This is a genomic window from Nocardiopsis sinuspersici, from assembly GCF_001998325.1.
GTDB lineage: Bacteria > Actinomycetota > Actinomycetes > Streptosporangiales > Streptosporangiaceae > Nocardiopsis > Nocardiopsis sinuspersici.
On sequence record NZ_MCOK01000001.1, the window covers coordinates 3,342,878 to 3,363,271 of the forward strand.

The 20,394-nt window shown below is 71.6% G+C and carries 16 protein-coding genes and 5 tRNA genes; 13 read left to right on the forward strand and 8 right to left on the reverse strand.

Annotated elements, in window-relative coordinates; genetic code table 11:
* Window positions 1-95: 95 nt before the first annotated feature.
* Window positions 96-680, reverse strand: a complete 585-nt coding sequence (locus NOSIN_RS14385) for an SACE_7040 family transcriptional regulator (protein ID WP_077691241.1) — start codon at window positions 678-680, stop codon at window positions 96-98.
* A 123-nt stretch (window positions 681-803) separates the two neighbouring features.
* Between NOSIN_RS14385 and NOSIN_RS14390 the strand changes: the two genes are divergently transcribed.
* From NOSIN_RS14390 to NOSIN_RS14400, 3 genes are read left to right on the forward strand one after another with little or no spacing between them, the layout of a single operon-like run.
* Window positions 804-2,414: a carboxyl transferase domain-containing protein gene (locus NOSIN_RS14390; protein WP_077691242.1), complete on the forward strand. Its 1,611-nt coding sequence runs from the start codon at window positions 804-806 to the stop codon at window positions 2,412-2,414.
* A 7-nt stretch (window positions 2,415-2,421) separates the two neighbouring features.
* Window positions 2,422-4,557 (forward strand): acetyl/propionyl/methylcrotonyl-CoA carboxylase subunit alpha, encoded by a 2,136-nt coding sequence (locus tag NOSIN_RS14395; RefSeq protein WP_077691243.1) that lies wholly within the window; start codon window positions 2,422-2,424, stop codon window positions 4,555-4,557.
* Entirely contained in the window at window positions 4,554-5,711 is a 1,158-nt protein-coding gene (locus NOSIN_RS14400; RefSeq protein WP_077691244.1) for an acyl-CoA dehydrogenase family protein, read from the forward strand. Before NOSIN_RS14395 ends, NOSIN_RS14400 begins: the two co-directional genes overlap by 4 nt.
* A gap of 73 nt (window positions 5,712-5,784) precedes the next feature.
* Here the strand turns inward: NOSIN_RS14400 and NOSIN_RS14405 are convergent, their stop codons facing one another.
* Window positions 5,785-8,751 carry a tetratricopeptide repeat protein gene (locus NOSIN_RS14405; RefSeq protein WP_077691245.1) on the reverse strand — a complete coding sequence of 989 codons (2,967 nt, stop codon included), beginning with the start codon at window positions 8,749-8,751 and terminating at the stop codon, window positions 5,785-5,787.
* Between the two features lie 204 nt (window positions 8,752-8,955).
* Here NOSIN_RS14405 and NOSIN_RS28010 point away from each other — a divergent pair, with 204 nt between their 5' ends.
* Complete coding sequence (locus NOSIN_RS28010) at window positions 8,956-9,090, forward strand: hypothetical protein (RefSeq protein ID WP_255528306.1); 135 nt, start codon at window positions 8,956-8,958, stop codon at window positions 9,088-9,090.
* 95 nt (window positions 9,091-9,185) lie between these two features.
* Here NOSIN_RS28010 and NOSIN_RS14410 read toward each other — a convergent pair whose 3' ends face one another.
* The gene (locus tag NOSIN_RS14410; protein WP_309232765.1) at window positions 9,186-9,980 is read right to left on the reverse strand and encodes a sigma factor-like helix-turn-helix DNA-binding protein; all 795 of its coding nucleotides are present in this window, start codon (window positions 9,978-9,980) and stop codon (window positions 9,186-9,188) included.
* 9 nt (window positions 9,981-9,989) lie between these two features.
* Complete coding sequence (locus NOSIN_RS28110; RefSeq protein WP_309232764.1) at window positions 9,990-11,303, reverse strand: NAD(P)/FAD-dependent oxidoreductase; 1,314 nt, start codon at window positions 11,301-11,303, stop codon at window positions 9,990-9,992.
* A 588-nt stretch (window positions 11,304-11,891) separates the two neighbouring features.
* Here NOSIN_RS28110 and NOSIN_RS14420 point away from each other — a divergent pair.
* Both NOSIN_RS14420 and NOSIN_RS27240 read left to right on the forward strand, forming a co-directional pair.
* Entirely contained in the window at window positions 11,892-12,536 is a 645-nt protein-coding gene (locus NOSIN_RS14420; protein ID WP_077691246.1) for a hypothetical protein, read from the forward strand.
* A gap of 100 nt (window positions 12,537-12,636) precedes the next feature.
* Complete coding sequence (locus NOSIN_RS27240; protein ID WP_170293697.1) at window positions 12,637-12,795, forward strand: hypothetical protein; 159 nt, start codon at window positions 12,637-12,639, stop codon at window positions 12,793-12,795.
* A 112-nt stretch (window positions 12,796-12,907) separates the two neighbouring features.
* On the opposite strand, the gene thrS is transcribed toward NOSIN_RS27240, so the two are convergent.
* Window positions 12,908-14,881: a threonine--tRNA ligase gene (gene thrS, locus NOSIN_RS14425; protein WP_077691247.1), complete on the reverse strand. Its 1,974-nt coding sequence runs from the start codon at window positions 14,879-14,881 to the stop codon at window positions 12,908-12,910.
* Between the two features lie 570 nt (window positions 14,882-15,451).
* Here thrS and NOSIN_RS14430 point away from each other — a divergent pair.
* Window positions 15,452-15,757, forward strand: coding sequence for a PGPGW domain-containing protein (locus tag NOSIN_RS14430; RefSeq protein WP_077693591.1), 306 nt, complete (start codon window positions 15,452-15,454; stop codon window positions 15,755-15,757).
* Window positions 15,758-15,876: 119 nt separating this feature from the next.
* Here NOSIN_RS14430 and NOSIN_RS14435 read toward each other — a convergent pair.
* Window positions 15,877-15,950: transfer RNA gene (locus tag NOSIN_RS14435), tRNA-Val, on the reverse strand.
* 476 nt (window positions 15,951-16,426) lie between these two features.
* Between NOSIN_RS14435 and NOSIN_RS14440 the strand changes: the two genes are divergently transcribed.
* Complete coding sequence (locus tag NOSIN_RS14440; RefSeq protein ID WP_077691248.1) at window positions 16,427-16,849, forward strand: SsgA family sporulation/cell division regulator; 423 nt, start codon at window positions 16,427-16,429, stop codon at window positions 16,847-16,849.
* Window positions 16,850-16,951: 102 nt separating this feature from the next.
* On the opposite strand, the gene NOSIN_RS14445 is transcribed toward NOSIN_RS14440, so the two are convergent.
* A complete protein-coding gene (locus NOSIN_RS14445; protein WP_077691249.1) occupies window positions 16,952-17,794 on the reverse strand; it encodes an aminotransferase class IV in 843 nt (280 codons plus the stop codon).
* A 379-nt stretch (window positions 17,795-18,173) separates the two neighbouring features.
* Here NOSIN_RS14445 and NOSIN_RS14450 point away from each other — a divergent pair, with 379 nt between their 5' ends.
* From NOSIN_RS14450 to NOSIN_RS14470, 5 genes are all read left to right on the forward strand, one after another.
* Window positions 18,174-18,605: a roadblock/LC7 domain-containing protein gene (locus tag NOSIN_RS14450; RefSeq protein ID WP_077691250.1), complete on the forward strand. Its 432-nt coding sequence runs from the start codon at window positions 18,174-18,176 to the stop codon at window positions 18,603-18,605.
* Window positions 18,606-18,764: 159 nt separating this feature from the next.
* Window positions 18,765-18,837, forward strand: a tRNA-Gly gene (locus NOSIN_RS14455).
* A gap of 70 nt (window positions 18,838-18,907) precedes the next feature.
* Window positions 18,908-18,980, forward strand: a tRNA-Gly gene (locus NOSIN_RS14460).
* Window positions 18,981-19,027: 47 nt separating this feature from the next.
* A tRNA-Cys gene (locus NOSIN_RS14465) sits at window positions 19,028-19,099 on the forward strand.
* Window positions 19,100-19,128: 29 nt separating this feature from the next.
* Window positions 19,129-19,202, forward strand: a tRNA-Val gene (locus tag NOSIN_RS14470).
* 279 nt (window positions 19,203-19,481) lie between these two features.
* On the opposite strand, the gene NOSIN_RS14475 is transcribed toward NOSIN_RS14470, so the two are convergent.
* Window positions 19,482-20,222, reverse strand: coding sequence for an SDR family NAD(P)-dependent oxidoreductase (locus NOSIN_RS14475; protein WP_309232763.1), 741 nt, complete (start codon window positions 20,220-20,222; stop codon window positions 19,482-19,484).
* Between the last annotated feature and the right edge of the window lie 172 nt (window positions 20,223-20,394).

Sequence of the window (20,394 nt, forward strand, 5' to 3'; positions counted from 1 at the left end):
CCGGCCCCGGGGACGCCCCGACGGGGCCCGGGGCCTCCGTGGCTCCGCGGCCCCCGCTCACCACGGTCACGCCACTGCCGCTCCCGCTCCCCCGCTCAGCTCGGCGGGGCGGCGGGCACGGTCAGGGCGGCCCGCCCCATGTCCAGCAGCAACTGCGCCATCTGTGGGCGCGACAGTTCTCCCCGGCTGTGCGGAGTGGAGTTGAGCAGCCCGAACGCCGCGTGCACGGCGGCGCGCAGAACGGCGGGCGGAGCGCCCGGGCGGAGTTCGGCCAGCACGCCCACCCACTGCTCGACGTAGCCGCGCTGGAGGCGGCGCACCCGGCGCCGGTCGGCGGCGGTGAGGTTGCCCAGCTCCCGGTCGTGCACGGTGATCAGGGCAGGCTCGTCCAGCGCGAAGGCGATGTGCCCGCGCAGCAGCGCGTCCAGGGCCTCCTCGGCGCCCGCCGCCCGGGCCACCAGCTCCCGGCCCCGGCCCGCCAGCCGGTCGCTGACGTCCACCAGCACCTCGCCGAGCAGCGCCTGCTTACCGGGGAAGTGCCGGTACAGGGCGGGACCGGTGGTGCCGACGGCACGTCCGAGGTCGTCGATGGACACGCCCCGGTAGCCGTGCTCGGCGAAGAGCCGTGCCGCCGCGCCCAGGATCGCCGTCCTGCGCCGACCCGCGGGTCTGACCGCCATCCGCCCTCCTTCTCACACCGGAGACGCCCCGGCCCTGGACACCTATGTTAGTAGTTACTAACATCGCAGATGTTAGTGAGCATTAACACCCCTCCACGAGAGGACAACATGAGCAGGGCATCTGTGCTCGGCACCGCGGTGGACACCGCCGGGCCCGCCTTCGCCGCCAACGAGGCGGCGAACCGCGCCCTCGCCCTGGAGCTGCGCGAGCGGATCGCGACCGCCGCCCTGGGCGGCCCGGAGAAGACCCGGGCACGGCACGTCGAACGCGGCAAACTCCTGCCACGCGACCGTGTCGACCTCCTTTTGGACCCCGGTTCCCCCTTCTTGGAGATCGCGCCCCTGGCCGCCTACGGGCTCTACGGCCGAGACGGCCAGGACGCCCCCGGAGCGGGGATGATCGCCGGCGTGGGCCGCGTCATGGGCCGCCCGATGGTCGTGGTCGCCAACGACGCCACGGTCAAGGGCGGCAGCTACTACCCCATGACCGTCAAGAAGCACCTGCGCGCCCAGGAGGTGGCGCTGCACAACCGGCTGCCGTGCGTCTACCTCGCCGACTCCGGCGGCGCGTTCCTGCCCATGCAGGACGACGTGTTCCCCGACCGCGAGCACTTCGGCCGGATCTTCTACAACCAGGCCACCATGTCCAGGCTGGGCATCCCGCAGATCGCGGCGGTACTGGGCTCGTGCACGGCGGGCGGCGCCTACGTCCCGGCGATGAGCGACGAGGCGGTCATCGTCCGCGACCAGGGCACGATCTTCCTGGGCGGCCCTCCCCTGGTGAAGGCCGCCACCGGCGAGGTCGTCACCGCCGAGGAACTGGGCGGCGGCGACCTGCACTCGCGGATCTCGGGGGTCACCGACCACCTGGCCGACGACGACGCCCACGCCCTGACCCTCGTCCGGCGCATCGCCGACACCCTGGGACCGCCCGAGCCTCCCGCCTGGGAGGTGCGCGAGCCCCGTCCCCCGGCGCTGGACCCCGAGGAGCTGTACGGGGTGGTCCCCGCCGACACCCGCACCCCCTACGACGTGCGCGAGGTCATCGGCCGCGTCGTGGACGACAGCGAGTTCACCGAGTTCAAGGCCGAGTACGGCACCACTCTGGTCACCGGGTTCGCGCACATCCACGGCCACCCGGTCGGGATCGTGGCCAACAACGGCATCCTGTTCGCCGAGTCCGCGCTCAAGGGAGCCCACTTCATCGAGCTGTGCGACCGGCGCGGCGTGCCGCTGGTGTTCCTGCAGAACATCTCCGGGTTCATGGTGGGGCGCGACTACGAGGCGGGCGGCATCGCCAAGCACGGCGCGAAGATGGTCACCGCGGTGGCGTGCGCCCGGGTCCCCAAGTTCACCGTGGTCATCGGCGGCTCCTTCGGCGCGGGCAACTACAGCATGTGCGGCCGGGCCTACTCCCCCCGCTTCCTGTGGATGTGGCCGGGCGCCCGCATCTCGGTGATGGGCGGCGAGCAGGCCGCCTCGGTGCTCTCCACCGTCCGCCGCGACCAGCTCGCCGCGCGCGGTGAGGAGTGGTCCGCCGAGGACGAGGAGGAGTTCAAGGCCCCCATCCGCGACCAGTACGAGGAGCAGGGCAGCCCGTACTACTCCACCGCACGCCTGTGGGACGACGGTGTGATCGACCCCGCCGACACCCGCGACGTGCTCGCCATGGCCCTGTCCGCCGCCCGCCACGCGCCGCTGGAACCGGTGGGCTACGGCGTCTTCCGGATGTGAGGAACCCTTGACCACCACACCACGACCCCTGACCCCCGCGGCGGTGCTCGTCGCCAACCGGGGCGAGATCGCACTGCGGATCATCCGCACCCTGAACCGCATGGGGATCGGCTCGGTGGCGGTGTACACCGACGCCGACACCGACTCACCGCACGTCCTGGCCGCCGACCGCGCACTGCGGGTGGAGGGCTACCTGGACGCCGCCTCGATCGTGGCCGCCGCCCTGGACGGCGGCGCCGCCATGGTGCACCCCGGCTACGGCTTCCTGTCCGAGAACGCCGACTTCGCCCGGGCCTGCGCCGACGCCGGGCTGACCTTCGTCGGACCGCCCCCCTCGGCCATCGAGGCGATGGGCGACAAGATCCGCGCCAAGGACACGGTGGCCGCCGCGGGCGTGCCCGTCCTGGGCGGGTTCACCGAGAAGCCCGGCCGGCCCATGGACGACGACGCGCTGCTCGGCGCCGCCGCCGAGATCGGCTATCCGCTGCTCATCAAGCCCTCCGCCGGCGGCGGCGGCAAGGGCATGCGGGCCGTGCACTCCCCCGACGAGCTCGCCGCCGGCGCCGCGGCCGCCCGCCGGGAGGCCCTGGCCGCCTTCGGCGACTCCACCCTGCTGGTGGAGCGGCTGGTGCAGCGGCCCCGGCACATCGAGGTGCAGGTCCTGGCCGACGGCCACGGCAACGTCGTCCACCTGGGCGAGCGCGAGTGCAGCCTGCAGCGCCGCCACCAGAAGGTGGTGGAGGAGGCGCCCTCCCCGCTGCTCACCGAGGCCCAGCGCGCCACCATGGGCGAGGCCGCCGTGGCCGCCGCCCGCTCCTGCGGGTACGTGGGCGCGGGCACGGTGGAGTTCATCGCCGAGGCGGGCTCCGACGGTGAGCTGTCCTTCTCGTTCCTGGAGATGAACACCCGCCTCCAGGTGGAGCACCCGGTCACCGAGAAGGTCGTGGCCGTGCGCGGCGAGCGCGGCGTCGACCTGGTCGAGCTCCAGGTGCTGGTGGCGACGGGCGAGCCGCTGCCCTTCGCCCAGGAGGACGTGTCCTGGCACGGGCACGCCGTGGAGGCGCGGATCTACGCCGAGGACGCCGACCGGGGCTTCCTGCCCACGGGCGGCCCGATCCTGTCCCTCCACGAGCCCTCCGGCCACGAGGTGCGGGTGGACTCGGGGATCGCCGTGGGCGGCGAGATCACCTCCGCGTTCGACCCGATGCTCGCCAAGGTGATCACCTGGGGCCCCGACCGTGCCAAGGCGCTGCACCGGATGGACCACGCCCTGGCCGCCTACCTCCTGCTCGGCTGCGTCACCAACACCGCGTTCCTGCGCCGCCTGCTGCGCCACCCGCGCGTGGTGGCCGGTGACCTGAGCACCGACCTGATCGAGTCCGACCCGCCCGAGCCCGCCCCCGAGGCCCCTCCCGAGGACGTGTACGCGGCGGCGGCCCTGGACCACCAGCTGGACCTGGAGGGACCCGCCACCGCGGACCGGTTCGCCGTCCCCGACGGGTGGCGGATGGGCGAGCGGGCGTGGACGCCGTGGCGCCTGCGGGCGCCCCGGCACGACCCCGCCGTCGTCCACGTACAGCGCGTGGAGCGCGACACCTACCGGGTGCGTGTGGACGGAGCCGAGCCGGAGGCTCCGGTCGTGGGCGCCGGGGGGCGACGGGCGGGAGGGCCCGCCACGGCCCGGGTCCGCCGCTCCCCCGACGGAGCCTGGCTGCGCGTCACCTACGCGGGCCGCACCCGCACCTACAGGCGCGCCCACGACCCGGCCACCGCGCACCGGTGGCTGGGCACGGACGGTGCCGCGTGGGCCCTGCACGAGGAGCCCGTCGCGGCCGCCCTGCGCGACGACGAGGCCGCCGCCGACGGCACGGTCCGCAGCCCCATGCCCGGAACGGTGCTCGACGTCCCGGTCCGGGTGGGGCAGACGGTACGGGCGGGCACCCCGCTCGTCGTCGTCGAGGCCATGAAGATGGAGCACTCCGTCACCTCACCCGTCGACGGGACCGTCGCGACCGTGGCGGTGCGTCCCGGCGCGTCCGTACCCATGGACGCCGTCCTGGTCACCGTCGAACCCCTTCGGGACGGACCCGCCGACACCCAGGGCGTGTCCGTCCCCGCCACCAGCGAGGAGAACCAGCGATGAACCGTCACCAGCTCTCGACCGAGCACGCCGACCTGCGGGCCGCCGTGGAGGAGTTCGCGCGCAGCGAGGTCGCCCCGGTCATCGGCGACTACTACGAGCGGGAGGCCTTCCCGTACGAGGTCGTCGCCAAGATGGGGCGGATGGGCCTGTTCGGGCTGCCCTTCCCCGAGGAGCACGGGGGCATGGGCGGCGACTACTTCGCGCTGTGCCTGGCGCTGGAGGAGCTCGCCCGGGTGGACTCGTCGGTGGCCATCACCCTGGAGGCGGGGGTGTCCCTGGGGGCGATGCCCATCTACCGGTTCGGTACCGACGACCAGAGGAAGGCCTACCTGCCGAAGCTGTGCTCGGGCGAGGCCCTGGGGGCGTTCGGGCTGACCGAGCCGGACGGCGGCTCCGACGCCGGGGCCACGAAGACCACCGCGCGCCTGGAGGGCGGCGAGTGGGTGATCAACGGGACGAAGTCGTTCATCACCAACTCGGGCACGGACATCACCGCCCTGGTGACGGTGACCGCCGTGACGGGTCGGCGGGAGGACGGACGGCCGGAGATCTCCTCGATCCTCGTGCCGAGGGGGACGCCGGGCTTCTCGGTGGGCCAGAAGTACTCGAAGGTGGGCTGGAACGCCTCCGACACCAACGAGCTGGTGTTCGAGGACTGCCGGGTGCCCGAGGCCAACCTGGTCGGCGAGCGCGGACGCGGGTACGCGCAGTTCCTGCGGATCCTGGACGAGGGCCGCATCGCCATCGCAGCGCTGTCGGTCGGCCTGGCGCAGGGGTGCGTGGACGAGAGCGTGCGCTACGCCCACGAGCGGCACGCCTTCGGCAGCTCCATCGGCAGCTACCAGGCGATCCAGTTCAAGATCGCCGAGATGGAGTCGCGGGCGCACACCGCCCGGCTGGCCTACTACGACGCGGCCTCGCGGATGCTGGCGGGCGAGCCGTTCAAGAAGGAGGCGGCGATCGCCAAGCTGGTGGCCTCCAACGCCGCCATGGACAACGCGCGCGACGCCACACAGGTCTTCGGCGGCTACGGGTTCATGAACGACTACCCCGTGGGCCGCTTCTACCGCGACGCCAAGATCCTGGAGATCGGCGAGGGCACCAGCGAGGTGCAGAAGATGCTCATCGCCCGCGAGCTGGGCCTGCCGGCGTAGGTCCGTCCGGTCCACCACGGTCGAGGACCCCCGGGAGCGCTGTTCCCGGGGGTCCGCTCCGCCGGCGTGCGTGTCAGCCGTTCCCCGCGCGGATCTTCTCGATCCGCTCGCGGGCGGAGTCGGTCCACTCCTGCCGGGCACCTCCGACCTCCAGCAGGGCGGAGACCGCCCGCTCCATCTCCTCCAGCGCGCCGTCCCGTTCGAGGGCGCCGTTCTCGTACCGTGCCCACACGAGCCGGAACCGGGACATCAGGGGCTCGGCGTGGTCCTCCCCGAACACCCGTAGCTCCGATTCGTGGAGGGCGCGGTACCACCGCTCGGCTCCCTCCCAGTCTCCACAGGTGCGGAGCATGTGGCACACACAGGCCAGGGAGGACCTGGTCCGCTCGGCGTCGGGACCCAACACGTCCCTGTAGGCCTCGTACACCGCGGTCATCTCCTCCGTGGCCCGCCTTCCCCGTCCCGTCTCCTCCCAGATGTGCGCCAGGCACTTGCGGTCCTGGAGCAGAGCCGAGTCCTGCTCGTCGTGGCCCCCGGAACGCCGCTTCTCCAGCACGCCGAGGTACACGCCCTCCGCATCCGTATGGGCACCCAGCGCCCAGAGGGCGTCCCCGTGCATGTGGAGCGCGGCGTAGTACGTCTGGTCGTCGAAGGGTTCGGCCCGCTCCGTCAGGGAGACGTAGTGCAGGCTCTCGGCCCTGGCCTCCGGAACCTTCTGTTTCCGGAGGTTGACGGCCAGGCAGCGGACGAGGTCCCTGTACATCCCCGTCGCGCCGGCTCCGGCCTCCTCCAGCTCCGACAGGATGCGCCGGTACTCCACCTCCGCCTCCGGGAACCGCCCCATCTCGTCCAGGCGGTGAGCGATCTGGTGACGGCTGTGGTGATCCAGTACGGAGCGTTCTCCGCGGTAGTCGTCGATGAGTGCGTCGTACTGGGCGTGGGCCCCGTCCTTGTCCCCGCGAAACTGCATGAACTGAGCGAGCACGCCTTGTGTGAACGCCGTGTACGGGCTGTCCGGGCCCAGCACACGGCGCCGGGCCCACAGGACCGCGCGCAACTCGGACTCGACCTCGGCGGGATCGCCGTCCAGGGAGTTCGTGGCCGCCAGGTTGTGCCGCGTCATCAGGGTCTCCGGGTGCTCCTCGCCCAGAACCCTTCGCTGGGTGGCGAGGAGGTCGGCGTACTCGGCCTTTTGCTCGTCATCCTCCATGGCGGCCAGCGCATGTCTGTTCCGCACCGTCAACCGGACCTCGTCCTCGGCATCCAGGGCTTCGCAACGCGTGTGGAGCACCGCGGACAGTGCGAGGACCGTCTCGTACTGGTGCGTGAACACCAGGAAGGTGAACGCCTCGATCCCCGAGCGCACGGCCGAACGCAGTATCTCCGTCGAGTCGTCCTCCACCCGGGACACGACCGCGATGACGTGCGGGGAGATCAGCCGCCACCAGGTCCAGTTCCCGGGCGACTCCGGCTCACATGCCGCACCCGCGGCGAGCATGTCCACGGCCGTGCCCCAGACCGCCGCGCGTTCCCGCTTCGACGACTCGCGAACGTGGCGGGCATTGGACTCCTGGACCACGCGGTGGACACGCAGGCACGGAACGGGCTCCTCGTCCTCGGGAGTCCCCGCGCTGTCGGCGACGTCGACGACCTCCACCAGGCTGAGGTCCACCAGGGAGGTCAGAGCGGTGTCCACGCGCTCCAGGGCGGGCGGGTCCGACAACAGTCCGCGCCGGGCGGCGATGTCGACGTCCAACAGGTCCGCCGGAAAGGGTTCGGGAGCGAAGCACGACAACAGGCGCATCAGCGGGCGCGCCTCTACCAGGCCCTGTTCGTCGAGCAGGTCGAGGGAGAGTTCCCAGGTCCGGCTGATCAGCCGTCGGTGCAGGTGCTCGGTGTCGGCGGCCGCCCCTCCCCCGGCCCCCCGGTCCAGGAGTTCGGGCCCCAGGTCGCCCAGGACCTCCAGATAGGCGTCGAAGGTCCGTATCCGCTTCGAGGGGCCACCGCCTCGGCGGAGCAGTCCCACACCGCTCGCGGTCCGTGCCAGGTAGGCGCCGGCCAGGCGCAGCGCGAGCGGGAGTCCGCCCAGGCGCTCGGCGAGCAGGCGGGCCTGCGCCTCCGTTCCGGCGTTGCCCGCGAGGTCGATCAGGATGTCGGCGCCGTCGTCGGCCGGGAGCACGTCCACCGGATGGCGCCGAGTGGCCCCACCCCAGACCTCGGCGGAACCCACCCGCGTGGTCACCACGGTGAGCCCGGTCCCACTGGTCCGGACCCAGCCGGTGCCGTCACCGGGCACCCGGTCCGGGGCCGCCAGCCGCGTGGGATCGTCCGCGTTGTCGAGCACCAGCAGCCAGGGGCGCTGAGCCGCGTCGAGGTGGCGCCACAGCAGGTCGGTGGCACTGGCCCGACCCGCCCAGGCGTCGGCCGCCTCCTCTTCGTCCGCGCCCAGTTCCAGAGCGATCTCGCGCAGGGCGGTGACCATCCGGTCGTGGTCGTCGGCGGGGACCCAGAAGACCGTGTACCCGCGTTCGCGTGCGTCCCGGGCCAGACTGAGCGCGACGGTCGTCTTCCCGCAGCCGCCCAGGCCGTGAAGCACCTCGACGTGCTCGCCCGGGGCCGCCAGCGTCTCCCGCAGTGACCTGAGAAGTCCGTCGCGGCCCCGCACACGCGTGGGCAGCTCACCGATCGGCGGCCGGATCGAGTACAGGCCGGGCCCGCGCTGCTCGGCGGCCGGGTCGTCCCGCACGCTCCGTGCGCGCTGGCCACGCTGTCTCCGTGCCTGTGCGGCGGCTTCGCACCGCGCGGACCACTCGCTGCTCACACGGACGTCACACGCCCCGAGAACCGCCTTCACGGTCTCCCAGGACGCCCTTTTGCCGTTGAGCGCGTCGGAGACCGTGCCCGCCGCCTTGCCCGCCGCCTCGGCCAGCTCCTTCACCCCGTTGTACCCGGCGTCGTCCATGGCGTCGCGCAGACGCTCGGCCAGTGCACGCGCCTCCTCCGGCGCGTCAGGGTCGACGGGATCCTGTGGTCGTCCCATGGGGCTCCCTTCGAACGTGTCCTGCCGGGCGAACAACGTCGATTGTTCAGTGAACAACCCGTCTACGCCTGGGTTGTTCGCGGATTGTTCGTGACCGGTTCCGGACAACCCTCACTATCCGTACCTCTGGAGTCACCGCACGTTCGGTGCGGTGGGAACAGGGCCGTGCCGGACACGGCGGAGAAGGGTGCGGAGGTGCGACGGATGGAGATCCTGACGCAGGCGGTGACCGAGTACGGTCCCGTGGTGGTGCTGGTCCTGCGGGCGGTCCAGGTGGGGCTGGGCGTCGCCCGGGAGACCCGGGAACTCCGGCGGGCGGGGAACGCCCGGGAGGAGTGACGGCTCCCCACCGTCGGCTCCGGTTCCTCCCCTCTTACCGGACGGCGGGCCCCGGACGGTCCGAGATCGTCCGGGACCGCCCGTGCTCCCGGGGCTCACCCCGTCCCGAGGTCGCGGGCGGTGCCCCCGGAGACGGCCCGGAGCTTGTCCGGGTTGGCCACGTTGTGGACGGCGGTGATGCGGCCCCGGGCGTCGAGGTCGAGGGTGACGGTGGCGATGACGCGGTCCGGTCCGGTGAACAGTATGCCCGGGCCGCCGTTGACCTCCACGAGTTCGGCGTCCATGTCGGTGGGCTCGACGCCCTGGTAGGTGACTGTGCCGATGGCCGCGAACCAGGCGGCCACCGTGGAGGCGCCCACGACCGGACGCAGAGCCTGGCGGACTCTTCCCCCGCCGTCGGTCCACAGGGTGACGTCCGGGGACAGCAGCTCCATCAGAGCGTTGACGTCACCGCCGGACGCGGCGGAGAGGAAGCGTTCGGTGACCTCGCGCCGCCGCGCCCGGTCCGCGGTGAAGCGCGGCCGCCGGGCCCGCACGTGCCCACGGGCGCGGTGCGCGGCCTGGCGCACCGCGGCCTCGGAGCGCTCCACCGCCTCCGCGATCTCGGCGTGGCCGAAGCCGAAGACCTCCCTCAGCACGAACACCGCCCGTTCGAGCGGGCTCAGTGTCTCCAGCACCACCAGCATCGCCATCGACACCGAATCGGCCTCCGCGACCTTCTCGGCGGTGTCATCGCTGGTGAGGACGGGTTCCGGCAGCCAGGGCCCCACGTAGGCCTCCCGCTTGTACCGGGCAGAACGCAGCCGTGCCAGTGCCTCGTTCGACACGATCCGCGTCAGGTACGCCCTGGGGTCGGCCACCTGGGAGCGGTCGGCGCCCGACCACTTGATCCAGGCCTCCTAGACGGCGTCCTCGGCGTCGGCCGCGGTGCCGAGGAGGCGGTAGGCCACCGAGAACAGCAGTCGGCGGTGTTCGTGGAAGACCTGCTGGTCGGCGTCCGGGATCGGGTGGTCCATCACGCCTCCCGGTTCGAACGGCCGCCACGGGGCCAGAACGCGCCCGAGGCGGGCATCCTCTTCATGCGGCCGTACGTCGGCCAGGGGGGAGGCCGACACCGTCTCCTTGTACCGGACCGCCGTGCGACCTGTCAGGTACGCCCGGCGGGGACTGCCGTCGGGGCGGGTGAACTGCACGACCGCGTCACCGCGCCCCAGGCTCACCGGCGTGTGGTAGTAGCCGAAGCGGAACGGCTTGGGCCGCCTGCCCTCCAGCTCACGGACGATCGAGACCGCCGCGTGCACACCGGTCGGCATGCCGCTCTGGCAGGTGCCGTGCATGACGCCGTATCCCTGGCGGACCGCGGCCGCGTCGCCCACGGCGTACACCCGCGGGTGGGAGACCGACCGCAGCGCGGTGTCGGTGACGACGCGGCCGCGCTCGTCGACGGCCAGCCCGGCGGCGGCCGCCAGCGGCGCCGCCCGGGTACCGCCGGTCCACAGGACCACGTCGGCGGCGACGCGCTCCCCGCACGTCAGCTCGACCGCGTCGGGGAGCACCCTCGCCACCTCGACCCCGTCGCGCGTCCTCACGCCCAGACGTCGGAGCGCCGACCGCAGATACGCCCCGGCCCCGGGGTTCATGTCCGCGCCGGGCTCGCGCGACCCCAGCAACACGACGCCCAGTTCCGGGTACCGCTCGGCGATCTCGGCGGCCGACTCGACGCCGGTCAGACCACTGCCGCCGACCACCACCGTGCCGCGGCCGAGCCGGGCCAGCCGGTCGGCTAGCAGTTCGGCGTCCCGGGCGCCGTCCAGGGTGTACGCGTGCTCCTCGGCGCCCGGCACCGCCGCCGTGTCGGCCACACCGCCCAACCCGTACACCAGCGTGTCGTAGTGCAGGACCAGGTCGTCGTCGACGCGCACGGTCCTCGTCTTCGCGTCCACCGCCCTCACCCAGCCGCGCACGAAACGCGCACCCGTGCCCTCCAGCAGCTCCGGGACGCTCAGCTCGGCGAGCCGCCGCCCGGTCGCGCTCATGTGCAGCCGCAGCCGCTCGGTGAACCGCTCCTGGGCGTTCACCAGGGTCACCCGCACGTCCTCGCGCCCACCGACCCGGGCCGCGAGCTGGACCGCCGCGGACATGCCCGCGTAGCCCGCCCCCAGGACCAGGACACGGCGCGGGGTCGCCGTACCGGTCGTGTGTTGTGCGCTCATCGTCTCGCCTTCCCTCATCCGCCGCTGACGACCACCAGATGCGGGCCGACCCCGGTTCGTGACGCGACGGCAGTGTGTCGTGGGTCACAACCGATGCCGGCCGACCGAGCCCCAGGGCCGACCCGAAGGCTCCTTTCGCCCCCACCGCCACGGCGGCCATTGTCAGCCGAAGCGCCTTCTTCCCGGCGCCGACGCGGATTGTCCGTGGCCGGCTCCGGACACTTTTCACCCTGTGTACTTAAGGAATTACCAGAGGTCCGGGAAAAAGCGGGAAACCGCGTGCGACAGGGCGTGAAAAGGCGCATGGGCGCCGATGCGTACCGTGTTCGCGCAGGTGGTGGACGCACGGTTCGCTCGCGGTGGTGCCGCCGAGATCGGTTCGGGTAGATAGGGAACGGAACGCGAGGGCCCTGTGAACTCCGGTGAGTCACCGGAGGACAACGCCAAGGGGTGACAAGTCCCCACAATCAACACAGAATGGACCCGTACCACCATCACGGGTCCCTGATTTTCCGGACCCGGACACCGCACGGTGGGCTCCTGGCGGGCCCACGGTCAACCACATCCCCCGCCCGGAGGAGACACCGGATGGAAGGCGCCCTGTCTGTGATCGCGCTGGTCGCCGTCGTCGTGTCGGCCGGCACGGTCGTGGTCGCCGCGCACTTTCGCAAGGAGCGCACGGCCGAACTGCGGAGCTGGGCGCACACGCACGGATGGACCTACACCGACCACCTTCCGCGTCCGCTGGGGGAGGCCACCCTCCCCCGGTCCGCCGTCGGCCCGCACCCGCGCGCCCAGCACGTGCTCACCGGGCGCCGCCGCCAGTACCCGGTGGTCGCCTTCGAGCAGACGCACACGATGGGCAAGGGCACGGGCAGGGTCCGGCACACCCACCGGATCGTGGCCGTGCGCACCCCCGGGCCGGGCGCCGAACTGCAGATCCTGCGCAGACGGGACCGGGGCGCCTCCGACGACACCTTCGACAGCACCTTCCACGCCTCGGGCAGCGACCCCGCGTTCACCGAGGCCGTGCTCGACGGCGTGGTCACCAAGTGGCTGCTGGCCGATCCCCGGTCGCGGTCCCTGCCCGTGCGCTTCAGCGGGGACTACGTCCTCACCTGGGCGACCATGCGGCTGGACCCCGACCGCGCCCTGACCATCGCCGACTACCTGATCGACCTCGTGGAGCGGATCCCCGCCGAGGCCTGGAAACGGCGTGCTCCGGGACGCTGAGAGGCGCCGCCGCCGGCACGTACGCCCTCCGGGCGTTCGGCCTGCTCGCGAGGGGCGGATAGGATCCGCTTGCCCCGTAGCAACAAGGAGTAACACCCCCATGAGCGACCCCAACGCGACGCATCGCATCTCGCGCGCGGACCTGTTCCGCGACGACGAGGAGGAGACCACCCCGGACCCCGACTCGACCGCGCGCATCTCCCGCGCGGACCTGTTCCGCGACGACGAGGAGCCCCCGGCGCAGGGCGACGAGCGCTGAGGAGCCCCCGAACGGCGAAGCGCCCATCCGTTCCCCTCGGATGGGCGCTCCCCACGTGTGCGGCGCGAGGCGTCGGCACGGCCTCCCGGCGGCGCCGGCGGGCCGCGACCCGCTAGCGGCGCTCGCGGACGGCGGCCACGATCTCGGCCACCGCCTCGTCCACCGGCACACCGTTGTTCTGCGAGCCGTCCCGGTAGCGGAAGGACACCGCGTTCTTGCTGATGTCCTCGTCGCCGGCCAGCAGCATGAAGGGCACCTTCTGCTTCTGGGCGTTGCGGATCTTCTTCTGCATGCGGTCGTCGCTGGCGTCCACCTCGACGCGGATGCCCTCGGCTCGCAGCTTGGCGGCGACCTCCTGCAGGTAGGGCACGTGCTCGTCGGCGATGGGGATGCCGACCGCCTGCACCGGTGCCAGCCAGGCCGGGAACGCGCCCGCGTAGTGCTCCAGCAGGACGGCGAAGAACCGCTCGATGGAGCCGAACAGGGCACGGTGGATCATTACCGGGCGCCGGCGCGAGCCGTCGGCGGCGGTGTACTGGAGGTCGAACAGCTCGGGCAGGTTGAAGTCCAGCTGGATGGTGGACATCTGCCAGGTGCGGCCGATGGCGTCCTTGGCCTGTACCGAGATCTTGGGACCGTAGAAGGCGGCCCCGCCCGGGTCCATGACCAGGTCCAGGCCCTGCTTCTGCGCGGCCTCGCGCAGGGTCTCGGTGGCCTCCGCCCAGACCTCGTCGTCGCCGACGTACTTCTCCGGGTCCTTGGTGGACAGCTCCAGGTAGAAGTCGTCCAGGCCGTAGTCGCGCAGCAGGTCGAGCACGAAGGTCAGCAGCGAGTCCAGCTCGTCGGCCATCTGCTCCTTGGTGCAGTAGATGTGCGCGTCGTCCTGGGTGAAGCCGCGGGCGCGGGTCAGGCCGTGCACCACGCCCGACTTCTCGTACCGGTACACGGTGCCGAACTCGAACATGCGCAGCGGCAGCTCACGGTAGGAGCGCCCGCGCGCGTCGAAGATCAGGTTGTGCATCGGGCAGTTCATCGGCTTGAGGTAGTAGTCCTGGCCGCCGTCGAGCTGCATGGGGGGGTACATCCCGTCCGCGTACCAGCTCAGGTGCTGGGACTTCTCGAACAGGGTGCTCTTGGTGGCGTGCGGGGTGTAGACGAACTCGTACCCGCTCTCCTCGTGCCTCTTGCGGGAGTAGTCCTCCATCACCCGGCGGACGGTGCCGCCCTTGGGGTGGAAGACCGCCAGGCCCGAACCGATCTCGTCCGGGATGGAGAACAGGTCCAGCTCGGAGCCGAGCTTGCGGTGGTCGCGCTTCTCGGCCTCCTCCAGGAAGGCCAGGTGGGCCTTGAGCGCGTCCTTGCTCTCCCACGCGGTGCCGTAGACGCGCTGCAACTGCGGGTTGGTCTCCTTGCCCCGCCAGTAGGCCGCGGCGGTGCGCATGAGCTTGAAGGCCGGGATGACCCGGGTGGTGGGCAGGTGCGGCCCGCGGCACAGGTCCTTCCAGCACAGCTCGCCGGTGCGCGGGTGGACGTTGTCGTAGATGGTCAGCTCACCGGCGCCGACCTCCACCCCAGCGCCCTCGGCGGCCTCGGTGGCGCCGCCCTTGAGGCCGATCAGCTCCAGCTTGTAGGGCTCGGTGGCCAGCTCGGCGCGGGCGTCCTCCTCGGAGACGACGCGGCGGTCGAAGCGCTGCCCCTGCTTGACGATCTGCTGCATCTTCTTCTCGATGCTCTTCAGGTCGGCGGGGGTGAAGGGCTCGGCGACGTCGAAGTCGTAGTAGAAGCCGTTCTCGACGGGCGGGCCGATGCCCAGCCTGGCCTCGGGGAAGAGCTCCTGGACGGCCTGGGCGAGGACGTGCGCGGTGGAGTGGCGCAGGATCGCCCGGCCCTCCTCGGAGTCGATGGTGATCGGCTCGACGGCGTCACCGTCGTGCAGCTCCCGGGCGAGGTCGCGCGGCTCGCCGTTGACCAGCGCCGCGATGACGGTCCTGCCGTCGGCTTCCAGTGCCTGCCCCGCCGTGGTGGTGGCCGCCACCGCACGCGGGGTTCCGGCGAGGGTGATGTGCAGCTCAGGCGCGGCGGACACGGTGACTCCTAGAAAGACGTGGATTGCTGTCGAACGCGCGGCGACCGCCTCGGGCGGGCGGTCGGGCGTCTGCCTTCGATGCTATCGGCTCCGGAACGGGTCCGCCTCGGTCGTCCACAGGTCGTCCGGCGCCCACGTCGGCGGCGTCCGCGGGAGCCGCCCTCCGCGGCCGTGGGGGGGCAGAAGGTCCGGTCCGGGATTCGGCTGTGGACTCGGTCCGGAATTCGGGTATCCCGATCTGTGTCGCGTGAAGGGCGACGGACGGGGGCACGAGTTCGGACAGGAGTTCGTTGTGACAGGAGCAGACCCTTCGGAGGCCGTGCACAGTCCCGTGGAGGGCCATTGATCCCGACATCCGGATCGGTGACAATCAGCAGACATCCGACGACCGCTCCCGACCACCGCACCCAGTCGACCCGCATGCATCCACTCGCCTCGACCGAATACTGTGAGCGCATGTCACCGAGCCCACCGACCGGCCCACCGGCCCCGGAGACATCCCCCCGCCACCGTACCCGTGTGCGTATGTGGCGGCGGCTACGAGCAAGGTTGCGCCTGTTCCGCAGGCGCATGCACACCCACCCGGTCCTGCACCTGCCCTGGCGCATCCTCGTGGGGACCGTCGGCGCCCTCGTGCTCCTGGCCGGGCTCCTCATGATGATCGCTCCCGGGCCCGGTCTGGCCGCCGTCGTCCTCGGCCTGGTCATCATCAGCACCGAGTTCCGGTGGGCCCGACGGCTGGTGCGGCCCGCCCAGATGTGGTTCCACCGCGCGGAGCGGTACGGGATGCGGCTCAGGAACGAGCTCCTCCGGCGCCTCCGGGAGCGCAGGGCGGCACGCCGGCGCCCGCTGCCCGGCACACCGCCCGCCGAGTAGGGGCGGCCGCGGAAGCGTCCTCCCGGTGGGGGACGTACGGCTTCCGTGCCCACCGCGGGTGCGTGCAACGAAAAAGAGGGACCGGATCCGTGTGCTACGGATCCGGCCCCTCTTCGCTGTGGGCGATACTGGACTCGAACCAGTGACCTCGTCGGTGTGAACGACGCGCTCTAGCCAACTGAGCTAATCGCCCCGGGTGACTTCCCCGCCCGACCCGTCGTTCGGACAAGGAAAACTCTAGCGCATGTCCGGGGGTGGTCGGCGCACACGGACCCGTCCGACGGATCCATCGCTGTGTGACAGAGCTCACATTACTCTTTCGAAAGGTCCGTGGGAGTGTCCGCTGTCGGCCCCGAACCCTGCGGTGATAGGGAGTTCCAACCTCCGCGGTCCCTCCGGGAAGCACCCGGACATGACCTTCCCGTGACGTGGGACACCCGACATGGGGAAATCTTTGGTTTCTCCTGGTCATTACAGTGACGAAGGATCGTGGAGCCGTGCAGCGGCGCGCTGGACCCGCTGGGCGGGCAGCGAGAACTCCGGTCCCAATCCCACCAAGAAAGCCTCCGTACTCACGTCATGTTCCGCGGGAAGCCGCGTTGGAGCCAGTGAGACGGCAACCGACCCGCGCCGCAACAGCAAGGGCGGACGAGAAAAGGTTTGGCGAACATGAACAGTAGCGACACCACTGCCACCGCCGAGCTGGGCCTGCGGCTCGTGGTTCCCGAGCGAACAGCGGTCCCGCTGGTCGCACGGCTCGATTACAGCGCTGAGGACCCGTACGCGATTCGGGTCGCCTTCCACACCGGCGAGGACAACCCCGTCGAGTGGATCTTCGCCCGTGAGCTCCTCACGGTCGGCATCGTGCGCCCGGTCGGCGAGGGCGACGTCCGGGTGTGGCCCTCCAAGGACGAAAGCGGCGACCGCGGTGTGAGCATCGCGCTCTCCTCCCCCTTCGGCCAGGCCGAGTTCGACACCCAGGTCGCTCCGCTGGCCGAGTTCCTGCACAAGACCTACGAGATCGTCCCGGCGGGCCAGGAGGACCAGTTCGTGGACCTCGACGAGGAGATCCAGCAGCACCTCCACTCCTGATCCCGTGTTCCCCCGGGGACTCGTGAGACGACATGACTGAGGGGCGGCGCGCCGTGCGCCGCCCCTCAGCCGTGTCCGCGTGGTCGGGCGTGTCCGGGTGTGTCAGGGGTCGATGTCGGCCGCGGAGCGCTCGGCGAACACCGCCATGGCCTTGGCCGTGACCGGGCCGGGCTCCCCGGACACCTCCTGGTCGCCGATGTGCAGGATCGGCTGCACGTCGCGCCCGGTGGAGGTCAGGAAGGCCTCGGTGATCTCGGAGAGGCGCTCCATGGGGACGTCCTCCTCCTCACCGCCGAACCACTCCAGGACGAGCTCGCGGGTGATGCCCGCCAGCGGTCCGGCCGACAGCGGCGGGGTGACCAGCCTGCCGTCCAGCACCACGAAGACGTTGCTGCCGGTTCCCTCGCACAGGTTGCCGCTCACGTTGCGAAAGACCGCCTCGCTGGCGCCGAGCCGCTTGGCGTGGGCCAGGGCGCGCACGTTCTCGGCGTAGGAGGTGGTCTTGAGCCCGGCCAGTGCACCGAACTCGTTACGCGGCCAGGGGGCCAGCGCCACGTCGGTGTGCGGAGCGACCCCCGGGAAGGGCCCCAGGGCCACGATGGCCGTCTGCTCGCCCGGGGAGCGGTCCGAGCCCAGCGGTCCGGCGCCGTCGGTGACGGTGATGCGCACCCTGGCGTCGGTCAGGTCGGGGTTGGCCGCCACGGCCCGCGCGACGCCGTCGGCGATCAGCTCCAGGTCGGGCTCGGCCATGCCCAGGCCCTCGGCGGAGCGGGCCAGCCGCCTCAGATGGCGGGTGAGGGCGAACGGGCGGCCGCCCTGGGCCCGCACCGTCTCGAAGACCCCGTCCCCCACCGTGATCCCGTGGTCGGCCACGGGGATACGCGCCTCGCTCTCGTCGACGACGGCGCCGCGGCCGTACCCGGCACCCGCTATCCACACCCTCATTTCCAACCCCCAAGTTCTCAGGCGCCCAGGTCGGGCCGGTGTCACCACCGATCCTCCCACCTCGGCCCCGCTCCGGGTCCCACGTCCCCGTACCCGCCACCCCACGGGTTGGCAAGTCCTCTGACCAGCACCGGCCGCCGGCCCGCCGCCCCGGCCGGACCACCCCGCCATCGCGACTGGTCACACGCCTCGGTCTCACAGGTCCTCCAAGGGGACACACCGTGGCGGCCGGACAGATAAGTTACGAATGACTATCATCTGGGCAACGCTTATGCGGGACCGGCAGCGGCCGGCCGAGCTCCTCCCCCACGGACCGGTCGGCGGCGGCCCGCAGTCCGCGTGTCCCAGTCACGCCCCACCAACGGACAGAGCAAGAGACATGACCCCACCGAGTACCGCCCGCGGAGAGCTCAGCTGGCTGCTGGACGATCTCCTCACCCGTGCCTCCGGCACACAGCACGCCATCGTCCTGTCCACCGACGGCCTCCTCATGGCCACCTCCAGTGGGCTGGACCGCCCCGCCGCCGAGCACCTGTCCGCGATCGCCTCGGGACTGCACAGTCTCGCGGGCGGGGCCAGCAAGCAGTTCGCGGCGGGCGGCATCCGTCAGAGCATCATCGAGATGGACCGCGCCTTCCTCTTCGTGGCCGCGGCCGGAGAGGGCGCCTGCATGGCGCTGATGTCGGACGCCGACAGTGACGTGGGACTGATCGCCTACGAGATGAACAAGGTGATCGAGAGGGTCGGCCAGTACCTCTCGGCACCGCCCCGACCCGACATGCCCTCCTCGGCGGCCCAGGTGGAGAAGTAGCCCTCGCCGCCTCGGCGGGTCGTTCGCGGGGCCTGCCACGGCGGGGCTCGGGCACGCTCCGTGGAACCGATTTCGCGCTTGGCCGGGGAATCCGCTAGAGTTCTGGAAGCAGCGAACGGCGCTGACGGGGCAACCCCCCGGAGCCGCCGGACTCGCCGCGCGGACGTGGCTCAGCTGGTAGAGCATCACCTTGCCAAGGTGAGGGTCGCGGGTTCGAATCCCGTCGTCCGCTCGAACGGTTCCATCCCGCCGCCCACGGGCGGCAGGGTGGTCCCGGCTCCGGGGTCCGCCCCGGAGCGCACGCGGACGTGGCTCAGCTGGTAGAGCATCACCTTGCCAAGGTGAGGGTCGCGGGTTCGAATCCCGTCGTCCGCTCGGAGAGGCCCGCATGGGTGTCACTCGACGGCTCCCCATGTCGTTCCGGCGGAGTGGCCGAGTGGTTGAGGCAAGGGACTGCAAATCCCTGCACACGGGTTCGATTCCCGTCTCCGCCTCGCAGCAGGCTTTACCTCATCCCCGATGAGGGCGATTAGCTCAGTTGGTTAGAGCGCTACCTCGACACGGTAGAGGTCACAGGTTCGAGTCCTGTATCGCCCACTCGCCTCCGAGGCGACCCTGTTCGCGCGTGACCGCGCTCACCGAGTCGTCTCGTCACCTCCTCTGGGGGACGACCCCCAGGCCCCCGATGCGAGGCTTCGCCACGCGGGTTGTGGTTGGTTCGCCCAGGGGCCACCAGCATCACCTCAGGCCAGAGCACACGCTCTGGCCTGAGGCGTTTGCGGGGTCCGCGGCGCGGGAGGCTCCGGGAGGCCGTCCTCGGAGCGGGCTCCTCCGGGGGCCCGCTCCTCCCTCTCCACGGCCGTTCGTGCCCGGCGGCTACCAGGGAACGGGGCCGTCCTCGCTGAAGAACCCTCCGGTGGGGTCGCCGAATCCGCCGACGGCCAGCTCGACGGCGACGGCGGCACCGTCGGCCGCGGTCCGGGGGATCGGGATGCCGAGCTCCTTGTTGAAGTCCGTGGCGCACAGCCCGGGGGTGACCGCGTTGACCCTGATGCCCTGCTCCCGGAGCTCCTTCGCGTACTCGACGGTCAAAGAGTTGAGCGCCGCCTTGGACGTCGGATAGTCGACCTGCGCGGGCAGCCGGTACAGGTCTCCTCCGGTGTCGGCCATCAGCGTCACCGACCCCGCCTCGGAGGAGACGTTGACGACGCGGCCGGCCCCGGACCGTTCGAGCAACGGCAGCATGGCGTTGGTGACCCTGACGACGCCGAAGACGTTGGTGTCGAACGCCCTCTGGACGGCGTCGAGGTCGGCCTCGCCGGGCAGGTGGTGGAACCCCTTGGACGTGGCCGCGTTGTCGACCAGCACGTCGAGCCGCCCGAACCGCGCGTCGATGTGCGCAGCCGCGGCCTGGACCGTGTCCGGATCGGTGACGTCGAGCGCGATCGGACGCACCTCGACGCCCTCCGCCCTCAGCTCCGCGGCGGCCTCGGCCCGCCGTTCCCGGTCCCGCGCGCCGAGCAGCACGGTCATCCCGCGCTCGGCCAGCAACCTGGCGATCGCGAGTCCGATGCCCTTGTTCGCTCCGGTGATCAGGGCGACCGCTGTGGTGGTCACGGTGACCCCCTCCATTCCTGACGGTGGTTACGCCCCTGAGACGAAACGGCCCGGTACACAGTGACATGGGCGGGCACGGCGTTCGCACCACATGCCCCGACCAGGTGCCACGTCCAAGGAGCCGTCCCGGGCGCGCCGTGGCGCGCGAGCGGACCGGCCGCCGCGGGGCGGC